At 43.2% G+C, this 15331-nt stretch carries 29 protein-coding genes; 1 reads left to right on the forward strand and 28 read right to left on the reverse strand.

All coding sequences use genetic code 11. The annotated features are described in order from the left end of the window. The first annotated feature begins 110 nt into the window (after window positions 1-110). On the forward strand, window positions 111-731 hold the full coding sequence (locus ACQKCP_RS11255) for an L-threonylcarbamoyladenylate synthase (protein WP_427612385.1): 621 nt from the start codon (window positions 111-113) through the stop codon (window positions 729-731). A gap of 110 nt (window positions 732-841) precedes the next feature. Here the strand turns inward: ACQKCP_RS11255 and rplQ are convergent, their stop codons facing one another. The 28 genes from rplQ to rpsJ all read right to left on the reverse strand — a co-directional run bounded on the left by rplQ (window position 842) and on the right by rpsJ (window position 14948). Then, window positions 842-1201, reverse strand: a complete 360-nt coding sequence (gene rplQ, locus ACQKCP_RS11260) for a 50S ribosomal protein L17 (protein ID WP_021813387.1) — start codon at window positions 1199-1201, stop codon at window positions 842-844. Window positions 1202-1220: 19 nt separating this feature from the next. Beyond that, a complete protein-coding gene (locus ACQKCP_RS11265) occupies window positions 1221-2228 on the reverse strand; it encodes a DNA-directed RNA polymerase subunit alpha (RefSeq protein WP_021813386.1) in 1008 nt (335 codons plus the stop codon). Window positions 2229-2308: 80 nt separating this feature from the next. Continuing rightward, entirely contained in the window at window positions 2309-2950 is a 642-nt protein-coding gene (rpsD, locus tag ACQKCP_RS11270; protein ID WP_057758723.1) for a 30S ribosomal protein S4, read from the reverse strand. 48 nt (window positions 2951-2998) lie between these two features. Then, entirely contained in the window at window positions 2999-3388 is a 390-nt protein-coding gene (gene rpsK / locus ACQKCP_RS11275) for a 30S ribosomal protein S11 (RefSeq protein WP_010196728.1), read from the reverse strand. Window positions 3389-3408: 20 nt separating this feature from the next. Further along, window positions 3409-3765: a 30S ribosomal protein S13 gene (gene rpsM, locus ACQKCP_RS11280; protein ID WP_021813384.1), complete on the reverse strand. Its 357-nt coding sequence runs from the start codon at window positions 3763-3765 to the stop codon at window positions 3409-3411. Between the two features lie 247 nt (window positions 3766-4012). After that, a complete protein-coding gene (gene rpmJ / locus ACQKCP_RS11285; RefSeq protein ID WP_010196721.1) occupies window positions 4013-4129 on the reverse strand; it encodes a 50S ribosomal protein L36 in 117 nt (38 codons plus the stop codon). A 31-nt stretch (window positions 4130-4160) separates the two neighbouring features. Next, complete coding sequence (secY, locus tag ACQKCP_RS11290; RefSeq protein ID WP_166739245.1) at window positions 4161-5492, reverse strand: preprotein translocase subunit SecY; 1332 nt, start codon at window positions 5490-5492, stop codon at window positions 4161-4163. A 19-nt stretch (window positions 5493-5511) separates the two neighbouring features. Continuing rightward, on the reverse strand, window positions 5512-5952 hold the full coding sequence (gene rplO / locus ACQKCP_RS11295) for a 50S ribosomal protein L15 (protein ID WP_057758719.1): 441 nt from the start codon (window positions 5950-5952) through the stop codon (window positions 5512-5514). Then, window positions 5952-6131, reverse strand: coding sequence for a 50S ribosomal protein L30 (gene rpmD, locus ACQKCP_RS11300; protein WP_057758718.1), 180 nt, complete (start codon window positions 6129-6131; stop codon window positions 5952-5954). The genes rplO and rpmD overlap by 1 nt, the downstream gene beginning before the upstream one ends. A 20-nt stretch (window positions 6132-6151) precedes the next feature. Next, window positions 6152-6667, reverse strand: coding sequence for a 30S ribosomal protein S5 (gene rpsE, locus ACQKCP_RS11305; RefSeq protein WP_057758716.1), 516 nt, complete (start codon window positions 6665-6667; stop codon window positions 6152-6154). A gap of 2 nt (window positions 6668-6669) precedes the next feature. After that, window positions 6670-7020, reverse strand: a complete 351-nt coding sequence (rplR, locus tag ACQKCP_RS11310; RefSeq protein ID WP_057758713.1) for a 50S ribosomal protein L18 — start codon at window positions 7018-7020, stop codon at window positions 6670-6672. 11 nt (window positions 7021-7031) lie between these two features. Further along, entirely contained in the window at window positions 7032-7565 is a 534-nt protein-coding gene (gene rplF / locus ACQKCP_RS11315) for a 50S ribosomal protein L6 (RefSeq protein ID WP_298810438.1), read from the reverse strand. Window positions 7566-7741: 176 nt separating this feature from the next. Next, window positions 7742-8140 (reverse strand): 30S ribosomal protein S8, encoded by a 399-nt coding sequence (gene rpsH / locus ACQKCP_RS11320; RefSeq protein ID WP_319052272.1) that lies wholly within the window; start codon window positions 8138-8140, stop codon window positions 7742-7744. Window positions 8141-8151: 11 nt separating this feature from the next. After that, window positions 8152-8457, reverse strand: a complete 306-nt coding sequence (gene rpsN / locus ACQKCP_RS11325) for a 30S ribosomal protein S14 (RefSeq protein ID WP_010196705.1) — start codon at window positions 8455-8457, stop codon at window positions 8152-8154. Window positions 8458-8469: 12 nt separating this feature from the next. Beyond that, window positions 8470-9006: a 50S ribosomal protein L5 gene (gene rplE, locus ACQKCP_RS11330; RefSeq protein WP_101204865.1), complete on the reverse strand. Its 537-nt coding sequence runs from the start codon at window positions 9004-9006 to the stop codon at window positions 8470-8472. A gap of 21 nt (window positions 9007-9027) precedes the next feature. Continuing rightward, window positions 9028-9345 carry a 50S ribosomal protein L24 gene (gene rplX / locus ACQKCP_RS11335; protein WP_101204866.1) on the reverse strand — a complete coding sequence of 106 codons (318 nt, stop codon included), beginning with the start codon at window positions 9343-9345 and terminating at the stop codon, window positions 9028-9030. A gap of 8 nt (window positions 9346-9353) precedes the next feature. Further along, on the reverse strand, window positions 9354-9722 hold the full coding sequence (gene rplN, locus ACQKCP_RS11340; RefSeq protein ID WP_010196702.1) for a 50S ribosomal protein L14: 369 nt from the start codon (window positions 9720-9722) through the stop codon (window positions 9354-9356). A gap of 183 nt (window positions 9723-9905) precedes the next feature. Next, window positions 9906-10181 (reverse strand): 30S ribosomal protein S17, encoded by a 276-nt coding sequence (rpsQ, locus tag ACQKCP_RS11345; protein WP_021813375.1) that lies wholly within the window; start codon window positions 10179-10181, stop codon window positions 9906-9908. Beyond that, window positions 10178-10375 (reverse strand): 50S ribosomal protein L29, encoded by a 198-nt coding sequence (gene rpmC, locus ACQKCP_RS11350; RefSeq protein WP_025644397.1) that lies wholly within the window; start codon window positions 10373-10375, stop codon window positions 10178-10180. Before rpmC ends, rpsQ begins: the two co-directional genes overlap by 4 nt. Then, complete coding sequence (gene rplP / locus ACQKCP_RS11355; RefSeq protein WP_025644399.1) at window positions 10375-10788, reverse strand: 50S ribosomal protein L16; 414 nt, start codon at window positions 10786-10788, stop codon at window positions 10375-10377. Before rplP ends, rpmC begins: the two co-directional genes overlap by 1 nt. A gap of 3 nt (window positions 10789-10791) precedes the next feature. Then, entirely contained in the window at window positions 10792-11514 is a 723-nt protein-coding gene (rpsC, locus tag ACQKCP_RS11360) for a 30S ribosomal protein S3 (protein WP_057758704.1), read from the reverse strand. Window positions 11515-11517: 3 nt separating this feature from the next. Beyond that, on the reverse strand, window positions 11518-11847 hold the full coding sequence (gene rplV / locus ACQKCP_RS11365; protein ID WP_021813373.1) for a 50S ribosomal protein L22: 330 nt from the start codon (window positions 11845-11847) through the stop codon (window positions 11518-11520). Between the two features lie 10 nt (window positions 11848-11857). Next, entirely contained in the window at window positions 11858-12133 is a 276-nt protein-coding gene (gene rpsS, locus ACQKCP_RS11370; protein WP_010196682.1) for a 30S ribosomal protein S19, read from the reverse strand. A gap of 12 nt (window positions 12134-12145) precedes the next feature. Beyond that, window positions 12146-12973 (reverse strand): 50S ribosomal protein L2, encoded by an 828-nt coding sequence (gene rplB, locus ACQKCP_RS11375; RefSeq protein ID WP_057758702.1) that lies wholly within the window; start codon window positions 12971-12973, stop codon window positions 12146-12148. Window positions 12974-12984: 11 nt separating this feature from the next. Beyond that, a complete protein-coding gene (gene rplW / locus ACQKCP_RS11380) occupies window positions 12985-13335 on the reverse strand; it encodes a 50S ribosomal protein L23 (protein ID WP_057758700.1) in 351 nt (116 codons plus the stop codon). Beyond that, window positions 13332-13934: a 50S ribosomal protein L4 gene (rplD, locus tag ACQKCP_RS11385; RefSeq protein WP_057758698.1), complete on the reverse strand. Its 603-nt coding sequence runs from the start codon at window positions 13932-13934 to the stop codon at window positions 13332-13334. The genes rplW and rplD overlap by 4 nt, the downstream gene beginning before the upstream one ends. 14 nt (window positions 13935-13948) lie before the next feature. Further along, complete coding sequence (gene rplC / locus ACQKCP_RS11390) at window positions 13949-14587, reverse strand: 50S ribosomal protein L3 (RefSeq protein WP_057758696.1); 639 nt, start codon at window positions 14585-14587, stop codon at window positions 13949-13951. 49 nt (window positions 14588-14636) lie between these two features. Further along, a complete protein-coding gene (rpsJ, locus tag ACQKCP_RS11395; protein ID WP_010196670.1) occupies window positions 14637-14948 on the reverse strand; it encodes a 30S ribosomal protein S10 in 312 nt (103 codons plus the stop codon). Window positions 14949-15331 lie beyond the last annotated feature (383 nt).

Raw genomic sequence — 15331 nt, forward strand, 5'->3', positions numbered from 1 at the left:
TGCTTTAGTTCTAGAATAGTTTTTCTAATATAACTTATGATTGAACTACATCTAATCAATGAAGAATTTGTCTCAATTAAAAACCAATAATTATAAAATAAGGAACCATTATGGAAGTCTTCTATATTCACCCCGATAATCCGCAGCCACGTCTCATTGAGCAAGCCGCTGACCTATTGCGCAGAGATCAGTTAATCATTTACCCAACTGATACCAGTTACGCTTTTGGTTGCCGTTTGGGTGCAAAGGATGCCCTAGCTAAGCTTAAGCAAATCCGTGAACTCGATGATAAGCATCAATTTACTCTACTGTGCCGTGACCTAAGCGAGATTGCCAATTATGCAACAGTTGATAATGTGCAATTTAAACAGTTGAAAGCCCACACCCCTGCCCCGATTACTTTTATTCTTAATGCTACTAAAGACGTACCAAGAAAATTGGCGCATGCAAAGAAAAAGACCATTGGTATTCGTGTGCCTAGTAACCCTATTGCTCAAGCATTATTAGAAGCGATGGATGAACCTATCTTAACCAGCTCACTGATTTTGCCTAATCGAGACGATATTTTGGATGACCCGTTTGAGATTGAAGACTTACTAGGTAACCAAATCGATGGATTGATCAATGCAGGTATAAAGACGACCAAGCTTACTACTATCGTAGATATGACTAGCAGCGTTCCTGAAGTTATCAGACAAGGTGCGGCTGATGTCCATTCCTTATTACTCTAAGCAGCTAATTATTGCTCTAAACAGCTACTAGTATATTTAGTCAAATTTAAGACAAAAAAAAGCTCCAATTGCATTGGAGCTTTTTTATGGAATATGTCTTAGGTGTAAAACTAGTCGCGATCAACCAATTCTACATAAGCCATTGGCGCATTGTCACCATCACGGTAACCGCATTTTACGATACGCAAATAACCACCTGGACGCGTCTGGTAACGAGGACCTAACGTGCCAAATAATTTGCCTACCATAGCTTTGCTACGCATACGGCTGAATGCTAAACGACGGTTAGCAACGCTGTCTTCTTTAGCCATAGTGATCAATGGCTCGGCAACGCGACGTAGTTCTTTAGCTTTTGGTAAAGTTGTTTTAATCAGTTCATGCTCAAATAATGAGTTAGTCATGTTCTGAAACATTGCCTTACGATGACTGCCGGTACGACCCAGCTTGACTCCACTCTTACGATGGCGCATAGTCAAAAATCCTTAAAGTTTAACGGCTACGATAAGAAAAGCGATCATCAACACGTAAATCAGCTGGTGGCCAGTTATCTAGGCGCATACCGAGCTCTAAATCTTTAGACGCTAATACGTCCTTGATTTCTGTCAATGATTTCTTACCAAGATTTGGGGTTTTTAGAAGTTCAGTCTCTGAACGCTGTACCAAATCACCGATATAGTAAATGTTTTCAGCTTTCAAGCAGTTGGCTGAGCGAACCGTTAGTTCAAGATCGTCCACAGGGCGTAATAGCACCGGATCAACCTCTTCTTTCTCTTTCACAGGCTCAGGCGCTTCTTCAGCTTCTAGGTCAACAAAGATAGAAATCTGTTGTTGTAAAATAGTGGCTGCTTTACGAATTGCTTCTTCTGGATCTATAGTGCCATTAGTTTCAAGCTCAATGATAAGACGATCAAGATCAGTACGCTGCTCTACACGAGCGTTCTCAACCTGATAAGCAACACGAAGCACAGGACTAAAACTTGCATCAAGCTTTAGGCGTCCAATTGCTTTAGTATCACCATCTTCACGGCGCTGGTTTGCTGGCTCATATCCACGACCCATCACTACACGCAAACGCATCTTAAGATGACCACGATCGCTCAATGTACCCAAGACCAATTCTGGATTGATGATGTCAACATTGTGCGGCAACGCGATGTCTGCAGCAGTAATAGTGCCTGGACCTTGTTTATCCAAGGTCAAAAATACTTCATTTTGGTCATGAAGTGTAATTGCTAAGCCTTTTAGGTTCAAAAGCAAATCAAGTACATCTTCTTGCAGGCCTTCAAGCGTTGAGTATTCATGGTCAACACCATCAATCTCAGCTTCAATGACTGCAGCACCAGGTAATGAAGATAACAAGATGCGACGCAGAGCATTACCTAGGGTATGCCCAAAGCCGCGTTCTAACGGTTCGAGCGTGACTTTCGCAATCGTTTCGTTAACCGTATCCACATTAATGGCATTCGGCGTTAGAAACTCAGTTGCATTTAGCATCATGATGTCACCTCGATTTATTAAACTGGTTTAATTAACGTTAATTGCTCAATGCCATTTTCATAACATTGAGCATTACGTCATTACTTAGAGTATAGCTCAACGATCAAGCTTTCGTTGATTTCAGCAGGTAGATCAATACGATCAGGCGCATGTTTAAACGTGCCTTGTAGTTTGCTGTGGTCAACATCAAGCCATTCTGGAATACCACGTTGTGTCGCTAATTCGATAGCGTTTTTAATACGTAGCTGTTCGCGAGATTTCTCTTGGATAGCGATGACATCACCATCTTGAAGCTGAATTGAAGGAATGTTCACACGAACAAACTCATCACGGCCAGCTTTTTTTACCATAACAGTACGATGACTGACTAGCTGACGTGCTTCTGCGCGAGTTGAGCCAAAGCCCATGCGATATACAACGTTATCTAGACGGCTCTCAAGCATTGCTAGCAAGTTTTCACCAGTAGCGCCACGCTTACGAGCAGCTTCTTTATAGTAGTTCGCGAATTGACGCTCTAGTACACCATAAATACGCTTAACTTTTTGCTTTTCACGCAACTGTAGAGCATATTCTGAGGTCTTGTTACGGCTTACGCCATGCTGACCTGGTGGACGACCAGCTTTCTTCGTTTTTACGTCATACGGTTTAACGCCAGACTTAAGGCCTAAATCCGTACCTTCACGACGTGATAATTTCAGTTTTGGTCCAATATAGCGGGCCATTGTTATGTCTCCTATAAGCTTTTAGTATAAAAAGCTTCGTCTTTAATATTAGACGCGGCGCTTTTTCGGCGCACGGCAACCATTGTGTGGGATTGGGGTTACATCAGAGATGCTGTTAACTTTATAACCCAATGCACCTAGTGCTCTTACCGCAGACTCACGACCCGGTCCTGGTCCTTTGACCAAAACATCGATATTCTTAACACCATATTCTTGGGCCGCTTTACCAGCGACTTCAGCTGCAACCTGAGCTGCAAATGGTGTAGATTTACGTGAACCACGGAAGCCTTGTCCACCTGAAGTGGCCCAAGCCAATGCATTACCTTGACGATCGGTAATCGTAACAATGGTGTTATTAAAAGACGCATGGATATGGGCAATGCCCTCCGATACTGAACGACGAGCCACCTTTTTGCGACTGCGAGTGTCTTTTGCCATCTTTTAGCTTCCTAAGTTAATTATCTTTTGAGAGGGCGTGTCGGACCCTTACGAGTACGAGCGTTGTTCTTGGTGTTCTGACCTCTAACTGGTAGGTTACGACGATGACGGATGCCACGGTAACAACCAAGATCAACTAAACGCTTGATGTTCATTGAAACTTCACGACGAAGGTCACCTTCGGTCATGTAGTTTGCAACTTGTGCACGGATAGCATCTAACTGTGTATCATCTAACTGACTGACTTTAGTAGTAGGGGCGATGCCAACTGCTTCTAAGATTTTCTGAGCAGTGGTACGACCTACACCAAAGATGTAAGTTAGTGAAATAACAGCATGCTTATTATCCGGAATGTTTACGCCGGCAATACGAGCCATTGATTTCTCTCCATTAAAGAAAAATAAGCGTTATCTAGCGATAAGGCTTTACTCTTCAGATTTGTTGCTGTTAATACTAGAGCTTTTATAGTCATTATCGATGTTTTGACTATAAGTCTGCTCATCGATTCTATTATAAAAGATTTTGTATAAACACGGCAAGTGGCGGATGATATCGCATCCGCCGTTATTTTTCAAGTATTAATTTAATTAGCAGCGAAAACTAAATGTTTTCTAATACTAAATATTAACCTTGACGTTGCTTGTGGCGAGGTTCTGCTGTACAAATAATATGTACACGGCCTTTACGGCGCACAACTTTACAGCTACCACAAATCTTTTTAACTGATGCTTGAACTTTCATAGCATGCTCCTTGAAATATCGTACCGCTCATTTAAGGTTGAGTGGGCGATTGAATTAACGTCTGATCATGATATTGATGGGTCATCAAATGCGCTTGAATTTGCGAGATGAAGTCCATTACCACAACCACCATAATCAGTAAAGACGTACCACCGAGTTGAAACGGCACACCAAACGATGACTGGACGACCATTGGCATTAAACAAATAACCGTCATATACATCGCGCCAATAAAGGTCAGTCGGTTTAATACATGATCGAGGTAACGCTGAGTTTGTTGTCCTGGGCGAATACCTGGGATATACGCACCACTACGTTTAAGGTTCTCTGCTACTTCACGCGGACTAAATACCAATGCCGTATAAAAATAACAGAAGAAAATAATCATTGCGCCAAACAGTACTAAATATAGCGGCTGTCCTGGAGACAACACCAATGCCATATTTTGAAGTATTTTCTGTACAAAGGTAGGATCAGTCGATTGACCAACCCACTGCCCTAAACTTGCAGGAAACAATAACAAAGAACTGGCAAAAATAGCTGGGATAACCCCTGCCATATTTAGCTTAAGCGGCAAATGTGATTGCTGCTGAGCATAAATTTTTCGACCTTGTTGCTGTTTTTGTGCATAGTTCACAGGAACACGGCGTTGAGCACGTTCAATATAAACGATACCCGCAGTAACCGCGATACCTAGCAGTACAAAAATAAATAGAACAATCAAGTTCATCTGACCTTGATTGACCTGTTCAATAGACTGCGAAATCATACCTGGCGTACCAGCCACAATACTCGCAAAAATGAGCATTGAAATACCATTACCTACGCCGCGTTCTGTAATCTGCTCACCAAGCCACATTAAGAACATTGCGCCTGCTACTAAAGAAGTAACAGCTGGAATATAAAAGGTAAGACCAGTAGATAAAGTAAGGTTTTGGCTGATTAAGCCAGCACACATTCCTAATGACTGTACTAGTGCTAAAGCAAGTGTTCCCTGACGGGTATACTTGTTTAACTTACGTCGTCCCGCTTCACCTTCTTTTTTGAGGGCTTCAAGCGATGGCAATACTGCAGACATCATCTGTACGATAATCGATGCTGAGATATATGGCATAATGCCAAGCGCCATGATAGACATACGCTCTAGCGCACCACCTGAGAACATATTAAACATGCTCAGAATGGTGTTTTCGTTGCGCGAAAACAGATCAGCCAAGTTAACTGGGTTAATACCCGGAACTGGAATATGTGACCCTAAACGATAAACAATCAATGCGCCGATTAAAAATAATAAACGCGTCCATAGCTCATCATACTTACGTATAAATGCGAATGGATTAAGCGGTATACCAGCCGATGACATTGATTGTTTTGACACGTTACTACTCCTCGATGCTACCACCAGCAGCTTCGATAGCTTGCTTAGCACCTTTAGTCACTTTAATACCTTTGAAAGTATAAGCTTTAGTGACTTCGCCTGATAGCATTACACGAGCACGTTTCATATCGTGACGGATAAGGTTAGCAGCTTTAAGTGTTTCAAGGCTAACTACATCGCCTTCAATTTTATTCAGTTCAGAAAGACGTACTTCAGCAGTCTTCATAGCCAGTTTACTGGTAAAACCAAATTTTGGTAGACGGCGATATAGAGGCATCTGACCACCTTCAAATCCTGAGCGAATGCTAGAACCTGAACGAGATTTCTGACCTTTTACACCACGACCACCAGTCTTACCAAGACCTGAACCGATACCACGACCACGACGTTGGGCAGTTTTCTTTGCGCCAACACCTGGTGATAATTCATTTAATCTAAGACCCATTACGCTTCCTCCACTTTTACCATGTAGTTAACGCGATTGACCATACCACGAGTCGAAGGAGTATCTTCTACTACTACAGTATGATTAATACGGCGTAAACCCAATCCTTTCAAGCTCGCTTTGTGGCTCTTTAGGCGATGGGCACCCGATTTAAATTGAGTGACTTTCATTTTTTTCATCGTAACTCACCTAGTCTAAGTTAACCCAAGATTTCGTCTACAGATTTACCACGTTTAGCTGCCATCTTCTCTGGAGTTGACATATCACGTAAACCGTTAAACGTTGCGCGAACAACGTTAGCAGTATTGGTAGAACCATAACATTTAGTCAAAACATCTTTGACACCAGCAACTTCTAATACAGCACGCATTGCGCCACCAGCGATTACGCCAGTACCTTCAGATGCAGGCTGCATGTAGACTTTACTAGCACCATGACGTGCTTTGATTGGATGATGCAAAGTTGCATCATTTAGCTCAACAGTAATCATATTACGTTTGGCAGCTTCTAGTGCTTTTTGGATAGCAGCTGGCACTTCACGTGCTTTACCGCGACCAAAACCAACACGACCATTGCCATCGCCCACTACAGTCAATGCAGTGAAAGAGAAAATACGACCACCTTTAACAACTTTCGCTACGCGATCAACGGTAACTAAGCGTTCTACTAGACCGTCAGTCTGTTCATTTTTATCATTTTTATCATTTCTAGCCATGATTAAAACTCCAATCCGTTTTCGCGAGCAGCTTCTGCTAAAGCTTTAACTCGACCATGATATTTGAAACCACTACGGTCAAAGGCAACTTTAGTAATGCCAGCTGCTTTTGCGCGTTCTGCGATCATTTGGCCTACAGACGTTGCTGAATCAGCATTACCAGTCGCGCCTGAACGCAAGCTGCTGTCTAAGGTAGATGCCTGAGCAATCACTTCACCACCATTTGGAGAGATAATCTGGGCATAAATATGTTTTGACGTGCGGTTAACCGTTAAGCGATGAACGCCTAAGAAACGGATATGCGCGCGTGTTTTCTTAGCTCGACGCAGACGAGCTGCTTTTTTATCAAACATTTCAACTCACCTTATTTTTTCTTAGCTTCTTTGCGAATCACATGCTCGTCACTATAACGAATACCTTTGCCTTTATAAGGCTCAGGTGGGCGGAAACCACGGATGTTGGCGGCTGCTTGACCAAGCTGCTGTTTATTGTTTGATTTCAAAACAATTTCAGTTTGCGTTGGCGTTTCAGCTGATACACCTTCAGGTAACGTATACTCTACTGGATGAGAATAACCAACGTTCAAGGTTACTTTGTTACCAGTAACTTGCGCGCGATAACCAACACCAATTAACTGAAGACGTCTTTCAAAGCCTTCGTTTACGCCAGTAACATAGTTGTTAACAAGAGCGCGCATGGTGCCAGTGTGCATCATAGCTTCTTTTGAATCGACTGTAGGTGAGAAAATGATAGCATCATCTTCCTGTTTCAGCTCGACCAATTCATGCAGGCGTAAAGACATAGTACCGTTCTTGCCTTTAACTTCGACCTGCCGATCGTTCAAAGTAACGCTTACGCCGTTTGGCAGCGTCACTGGGGCTTTAGCCACACGAGACATAGGAATATTCCTTAAAAAATTTAACTTCTTTATATTAGCGAAAAAACTAACAGGCTAAAAAGCGTGTTAGTTTAGCATAGTTGACTGTGTTAGACATCTATCAATTCAAAATAATTTAATATTACTCAATCAATAGAAGCCTAACAACCATCAAATAGACTTCATCGTCGTATAGCTTACGCTACAAATGCGACGATTTCACCACCGATACCAGCAGCGCGTGCAGCACGATCGCTCATGATACCTTGGCTAGTAGATACGATAGCAACACCCATACCTTGCTTAACAGTAGGGATTTCGTCTTTACCGCGGAACTGGCGTAAACCAGGGCGGCTATAACGTTGGATAGTTTCGATGACAGCACGGCCTTCGAAATATTTCAATTCAATAGTAAGGGTTGCTTTGTTGTTTTCTTCTTCAGCAACAACAGCGCTAGCCACATAACCTTCGCTAACTAATAAATCAGCAATTGATTTACGTAATTTAGAGCTCGGCATTGCTACCGATACTTTGTTAGCCATTTGTGCGTTACGGATACGGGTTAGCATATCCCCAACGGTATCTTGCATACTCATATAGTTACTCCTTACCAGCTTGCTTTACGAACACCAGGCACATCGCCTTGCATGACACGCTCACGCAGCATATTGCGTGACAAGCCAAACTTGCGGAAGTAACCGTGAGGACGACCGGTGATAGCACAACGATTACGCAGACGTACTGGTGATGAATTGCGCGGAAGAGCTTGTAGCTCTAACATCGCTTCCATACGAGTTTCGTCACTTGCAGTCATATCACTGATAGTTTCTTTTAGCTTGATACGCTTTTCAGCATATTTAGCAACCATTTTTTCGCGCTTTAATTCGCGGTTAATCATGCTCTTCTTTGCCATAACGTCTTTACCTTATTTAAATGGGAAGCCGAATGCTTTAAGCAACGCACGACCTTCTTCATCAGATTGAGCTGACGTGGTGATTGTCACATCCATACCACGGATACGATCAATCTTGTCAAAATCTACTTCTGGGAATACGATTTGTTCTTTGATACCCAATGAGTAGTTACCACGTCCGTCAAAGGCTTTAGGTGAAAAACCGCGGAAATCACGAATACGAGGAATTGCAATGGCAACGAGACGATCTAAAAATTCGTACATTTGCTCACCGCGTAGCGTTACTTTACAGCCAATTGGCCATTCTTCACGAATCTTAAAGCCAGCAACTGATTTACGCGCTTTGGTGACAACAGGTTTTTGACCAGCAATCGCGGTCATATCAGCTACAGCACCTTCCAACAATTTCTTGTCTTGAGACGCGCCGCCTACACCCATGTTAAGTGTGATTTTAGTGATTTTAGGCACTTGCATCACATTTGCCAAACCAAGCTCTTCTTTGATTTGCTGCTTTAGTTCATCGTTATATAAAGATTTTAATCTTGCCATTACCATTACACCCTTAGTGTCTTACGCAGTCGCCACTACTTCACCGCTTGAACGATAGACGCGTTGTTTCTTGCCGTCTTCGCCAAACTGATAAGTAATACGGTCTGCTTTTTGGGTTTGCGCATTTAAGATTGCGACATTTGAGATATGCAGAAAAGCTTCTTGCTTAAGAATGCCACCTTCAACGCCAGTTGCCTGATTTGGCTTCTGATGTTTAGTGACAATATTAATGCCTTCAACTTTAATACGATCGTTTTTTACAGCTTGTACAGTACCTTGCTTGCCTTTGTCTTTCCCAGCAATCACGATAACTGTATCGCCTTTACGTAATTTTGACATGGATTACCTCACAATACTTCTGGTGCTAGTGATACAATTTTCATAAACTGATCACCACGTAGTTCACGAGTTACCGGTCCAAAAATACGAGTTGCAATCGGCGCTTTGTTTTGGTTCAACAATACCGCAGCATTGTCATCAAAACGTAACACAGAACCATCTGGACGACGAACGCCTTTTTTGGTACGTACAACTACTGCATTCATCACGTCGCCTTTTTTAACACGACCACGAGGAATGGCTTCTTTAACCGTTACTTTAATAATGTCGCCAACTGATGCATAACGACGATGAGAACCACCCAGTACTTTAATGCACTGAACTCGCCTTGCACCGCTATTGTCTGCAACTTCCAGCATTGACTCAACCTGAATCATAGCGTTACTCCACACGTATGAGCAATAAAAACCAGTTGCTGCCGCTAGCACAGAATGAGTAGGACGGCATTTTAATATAAATAACCGCGACTTACTCTTAATGTGAGTGATATACGCTCGGCGCAATCAGCATCCTTAAAAAGGCGGCTATTTTAACAGCTTCTGGCTTTTAATGCAATTTACTTAGATTTTTTCTACTTTTTCAACCACATCAACTAAAGTCCAAGACTTAGTTTTTGAGATTGGACGCGTTTCTTTGATGCGGACAAGGTCGCCTTGTTGGCAAACGTTATTCTCATCATGAGCTTTGATTTTCGTAGAACGACGAAGCTGCTTGCCATACAAAGGATGACGAACCAGACGCTCAATCAAAACTGTGATGGACTTGTCCATCTTGTCGCTGACAACTCGTCCTGTCAATACGCTAGCATTGGTAGCTGTTTGATTGTTATCGCTCATGAGTCGCCTCGTTGTTTCTCGTTAATCAAAGTCTGAAGCTGGGCAATCGTGCGACGATTGGCTCTAACTTCATGGGTATTACCCAACTGACCAGTTGCTTTAGCCATACGAATACGGAAAGCATCAAGTTGCTTTTCATCAAGTAACTGGGTCAGTTCTTCTAATGATTTATCACGTAATTCACTGATCTTCATTACATTATCGTCCGCTTAACAATGGTAGTTTTAAAGGGCAATTTTGCTGCAGCGAGCGTTAATGCATCACGAGCAAGCTCTTCAGATACCCCTTCAATTTCATATAGCACTTTACCAGGTTTGATTTCGCATACCCAATATTCTACTGGACCTTTACCTTTACCCATACGTACTTCTAATGGTTTGTTAGTAATTGGTTTGTCAGGGAATACACGAATCCAAATCTTACCGCCACGCTTAATTTTACGAGTGATGGTACGACGTGCTGCTTCGATTTGACGAGCTGTCATACGACCACGCGTCAATGATTTTAGACCAATTTGTCCGAATGCAACGGTGCTTCCACGATGAGCTAGCCCAGTGTTACGACCTTTATGCATTTTACGAAACTTGGTACGTTTTGGCTGTAACATAGTTTAACCTCTGTCTGAGTTTCGACGGTTTCCACGACCACGGCGTTTTGGCGCACGAGTCTGCTCTTCTTTGACGGGATTATATACACTGTTCATACCGTCAAGGATTTCGCCACGGAAAATCCAAACTTTAACACCGATGGTGCCGTAAGTTGTCTCTGCACGAATTGACGAGTAGTCAATATCAGCACGGAGTGTATGCAATGGCACACGACCTTCACGGTACCATTCACTACGAGCAATCTCAGCACCGCCTAGACGGCCAGACAGCTCAACCTTGATACCTTTAGCACCAGAACGCATGCTGTTCTGTACTGCGCGTTTCATCGCACGACGGAACATAACACGACGCTCAAGCTGGCTACCGATGCCGTCTGCTACCAAACGTGCATCAAGGTCAGGTGACGTGATTTCTTCAATGTTGACCTGAGCAGGTACGCCCATAATTTTGGTCAATTCTTTTTGAAGTCTTTCGATATCTTCGCCTTTCTTACCGATAACAATACCAGGACGCGCAGTGGCGATGGTAATCTTAGCAGCGCCAGTAGGACGCTCGATCATGATGTTGCTGATCATAGCGTTGTCTAGCTTTTTGCGTAGATATTCACGAACTTGAATGTCGTTGATTAGGTATTCTGAGTATTGTTTAGGGTTAGCATACCAGTTTGCATTATGCTTTTTTACAACACCAAGACGAATTCCGATTGGATGTACTTTTTGACCCATAACTTATTCTCCTACCTTTATAGTGATGTGACAAGTACGCTTGCTGATACGATCAGCACGGCCTTTGGCACGTGGTAGGATACGTTTTAGCGTAATGCCTTCATCAACATAGATAGTAGCGACTTTTAGGTCGTCAATATCTAAGCCGTGATTATGTTCGGCATTGGCGATGGCTGAGTTAAGGCATTTCTTAACAAACACAGCGCCTTTTTTATTGCTATACGTTAGGATATCCAAAGCACGCTCAATAGATTTGCCACGAACTTCATCAGCAACGAGTCTAACTTTTTGTGCCGATATGGCGGCACCGCGTAATTTTGCAGTTACTTCCATGGTAAGCACCTTATCTCTTAGCTTTTTTGTCAATGCCGTGACCACGATACGTACGAGTCGGGGCAAATTCACCTAGTTTATGACCAACCATCTGCTCGCTCACGATAACCGGTACATGAGTACGGCCGTTGTGAACAGATAAAGTTAGGCCAACCATTTGTGGCAGAATCATCGAGCGGCGCGACCAAGTCTTAATTGGCTTGCGTGAGTTGGTGTCTAATGCATTCTCAACTTTAGCAAACAAGTGCGCGTCTATGAATGGACCTTTTTTCAATGAACGAGGCATGAAATTCTTCCTTTATTTCTTCTTGGCGCGACGGCGGATGATCATGTTGTCAGTACGCTTATTGTGACGCGTTTTAAGTCCTTTAGACTTCTGACCCCAAGGGCTGGTTGGATGGCGACCTTTGTTACGACCTTCACCACCACCGTGTGGGTGATCAACCGGGTTCATAGCGACACCACGAACAGAAGGACGAACACCACGCCAACGTGAAGCACCGGCTTTACCAAGTGATTTCAAGTTGTTTTCAGTGTTAGAAACTTCACCAATAACAGCGCGGCAATTTACGTGTACACGGCGAGTTTCGCCAGAACGCATACGTAGAATAGCATAAACACCGTCACGACCTAGTAACTGAACGCTAGCACCCGCAGAACGAGCCATCTGTGCACCTTTACCGATTTTAAGCTCGATATTGTGAATCACAGTACCCAATGGGATGTTTTTTAGCGGTAAGCAGTTACCTGGACGAATTGGAGAAGTCTCGCCTGACATTACTGTATCACCAACTACTTGTTTCTTAGCAGCGATAATGTAACGACGTTCGCCATCAGCATACTTAAGTAGAGCAATATGAGCAGTACGGTTAGGATCGTATTCGATACGCTCTACCGTTGCTGGGATATTGTCTTTAGTACGTTTGAAATCGATAATGCGATAATGTTGCTTATGACCACCGCCAATGTGACGAGTAGTAATGCGGCCATTATTGTTACGACCACCTGACTTGCTTTTTGATTCTAGAAGTGCTGCAAACGGACGACCTTTGTACAGGTGTGGATGCACTACTTTTTCAACAAAACGACGGCCTGGTGATGTTGGCTTTGCTCTTACGATAGGCATGAGTGTAATCCTTATTCGTTATTCGCTGTTTCACTAGTAGAATCAGTAGTATTCGCTACTTCTTCACCAGCATCAGCCATTTGTACATCTTGACCAGCTTTTAAGGTAACATAGGCTTTTTTGTAGTCGTTACGACGGCCGATGCTTTTACCAAAACGCTTTGTCTTACCTTTAACATTCAAAGTGTTTACTTTAGTAACTTCAACACCTTCAAACATCAACTCAACTGCTTTCTTGACTTCAAGCTTAGTAGCATTAGAATCAATTTTAAATACCTGCACACCAAGTGAGTCGCCAAGCATTTGAGATTTTTCTGAGAATACAGGCCCTCTTAAGACCTGATAAAGTCTTGCGTTATTCATGCTAGTGCTTCCTCAAATTGTTTCGCAGCTTCAACTGACATGATCACTTTATCAAATGCGATCAAGCTCACTGGGTCCACTTCATTTGTACCAAGTACATTGACGTGTGGAATGTTGCGAGCAGCTAAGTATAAGTTTTCATCAACTTCTTTAGTAACGATTAGTGCACGAGGTGCATTCAAATCGTTTAACTTAGCAATCAGTTCTTTGGTTTTCGGCCCAGAAACGCTCAACTCTTCTACCAAAATCAGACGCTCTTGACGAATCAATTCTGCTAGGATGCACTGCATCGCACCGCGATACATTTTACGGTTTACTTTCTGTGACCAATCTTGTGGTTTTGCAGCGAATGCACGACCACCTGAACGCCAGATTGGGCTACGAATAGAACCCGCACGAGCGCGACCAGTACCTTTTTGGCGCCATGGCTTAATACCACCGCCAGAAACTTCGGCACGTGTTTTTTGTGCGCGTGTACCTTGGCGAGCACCAGCTAAATAAGCGGTGACGACTTGATGCACTAGTGCTTCGTTGAATTCACGACCAAATGCCGTATCAGAAAGCTCAACCGCCGCACCTGTAACTGTTTTTAAATCCACGTTAATCCCCTTGCTTAGGCTTTGACTGACGGACGTACGATAACATCGCCACCGGTGGCACCTGGGATAGCACCCTTGATGACAAGTAACCCTTTTTCGGCATCAACCGAAATCACTTCTAGGCCCTGAACGGTAACACGTTTGTTACCCATCTGACCCGCCATCTTCTTGCCTTTGAATACTTTACCTGGTGACTGGTTTTGACCAGTTGAACCATGCGCACGATGAGACACTGAGTTACCATGAGTAGCATCTTGCATACTAAAGTTGTGACGCTTAACAGGGCCTTGGAAACCTTTACCTTTGCTCTGTCCTGTCACATCAACCATCTGACCTTGTTCGAACAAGTCAGCTAGAATCTCGCCACCAATCTCACGACCTTCAAGATCGCTTTCGTTGGCACGGAATTCCCAAACACCACGGCCAGCTTTAACACCAGCTTTAGCGAAGTGACCCTTCTGTGCAGCTGTTACGCGGCTGTCACGACGAGTACCTGTGGTAATTTGGATGGCTTGATAACCATCTACATCAGTATTTTTTACTTGAGTAATGCGGTTTGCATCGACCTCAACAACTGTTACAGGGATAGATGCGCCTGTTTCAGTGAAGACACGGGTCATGCCGCACTTTTTACCGACTAAACCGATCGCCATTTTAGACCTCTTTATATCTTATATTAATGGGTTGGGTGTTTAATGTGCATTAACCCAAAGCAATTTGAACGTCAACACCCGCCGCTAAATCTAATTTCATTAGCGCATCCACAGTTTTGTCAGTTGGCTGAACGATATCAACCATACGCTTATGAGTACGGATTTCGTACTGGTCACGAGCGTCTTTGTTAACGTGTGGTGAGGTTAGAACGTTGAAGCGCTCAATGCGAGTCGGCAACGGTACAGGACCACAAACTTGCGCACCGGTGCGCTTTGCAGTATCAACAATCTCTTGTGCAGATTGATCAATCAGACGATGATCAAAAGACTTAAGACGGATACGGATTCTCTGGTTAGCCATGCCAGCAAGCTCCTAATATGTGCCTTTGTCATTCTTGCGTCGCAAGACCATGATCAAAAGCAGTTTGGTTAAATATTCACTTAAAGCGGCCTTCTGTTCTTAACCAGAATGAGTTCTTTATCCGAACTTATAGCGTGCCAAAAGCAAAATAGTTTAAAGCCCCGCCAACCCTCCTATTAAATGGAAAGTAGCAAAGGCATAATGAAATAGTGCTAGAAACGATGCTCTAGCTGTCATAGCGCCAGCTTTTTTTATTCAGCTGCGCATATATAATTCAGTGGTGTATATTATACATAGTATTTTAGGTATTGCAAGAGCAATCTCTAGTATCATTAGAGATGCTCTTTCTTAGACTGACCACTAATCACACAAATACTTTCATC

Origin of the sequence: Psychrobacter sp. NPDC078631, from assembly GCF_050268165.1 — a bacterium.
In the GTDB taxonomy this organism is placed as follows: Bacteria; Pseudomonadota; Gammaproteobacteria; order Pseudomonadales; family Moraxellaceae; genus Psychrobacter.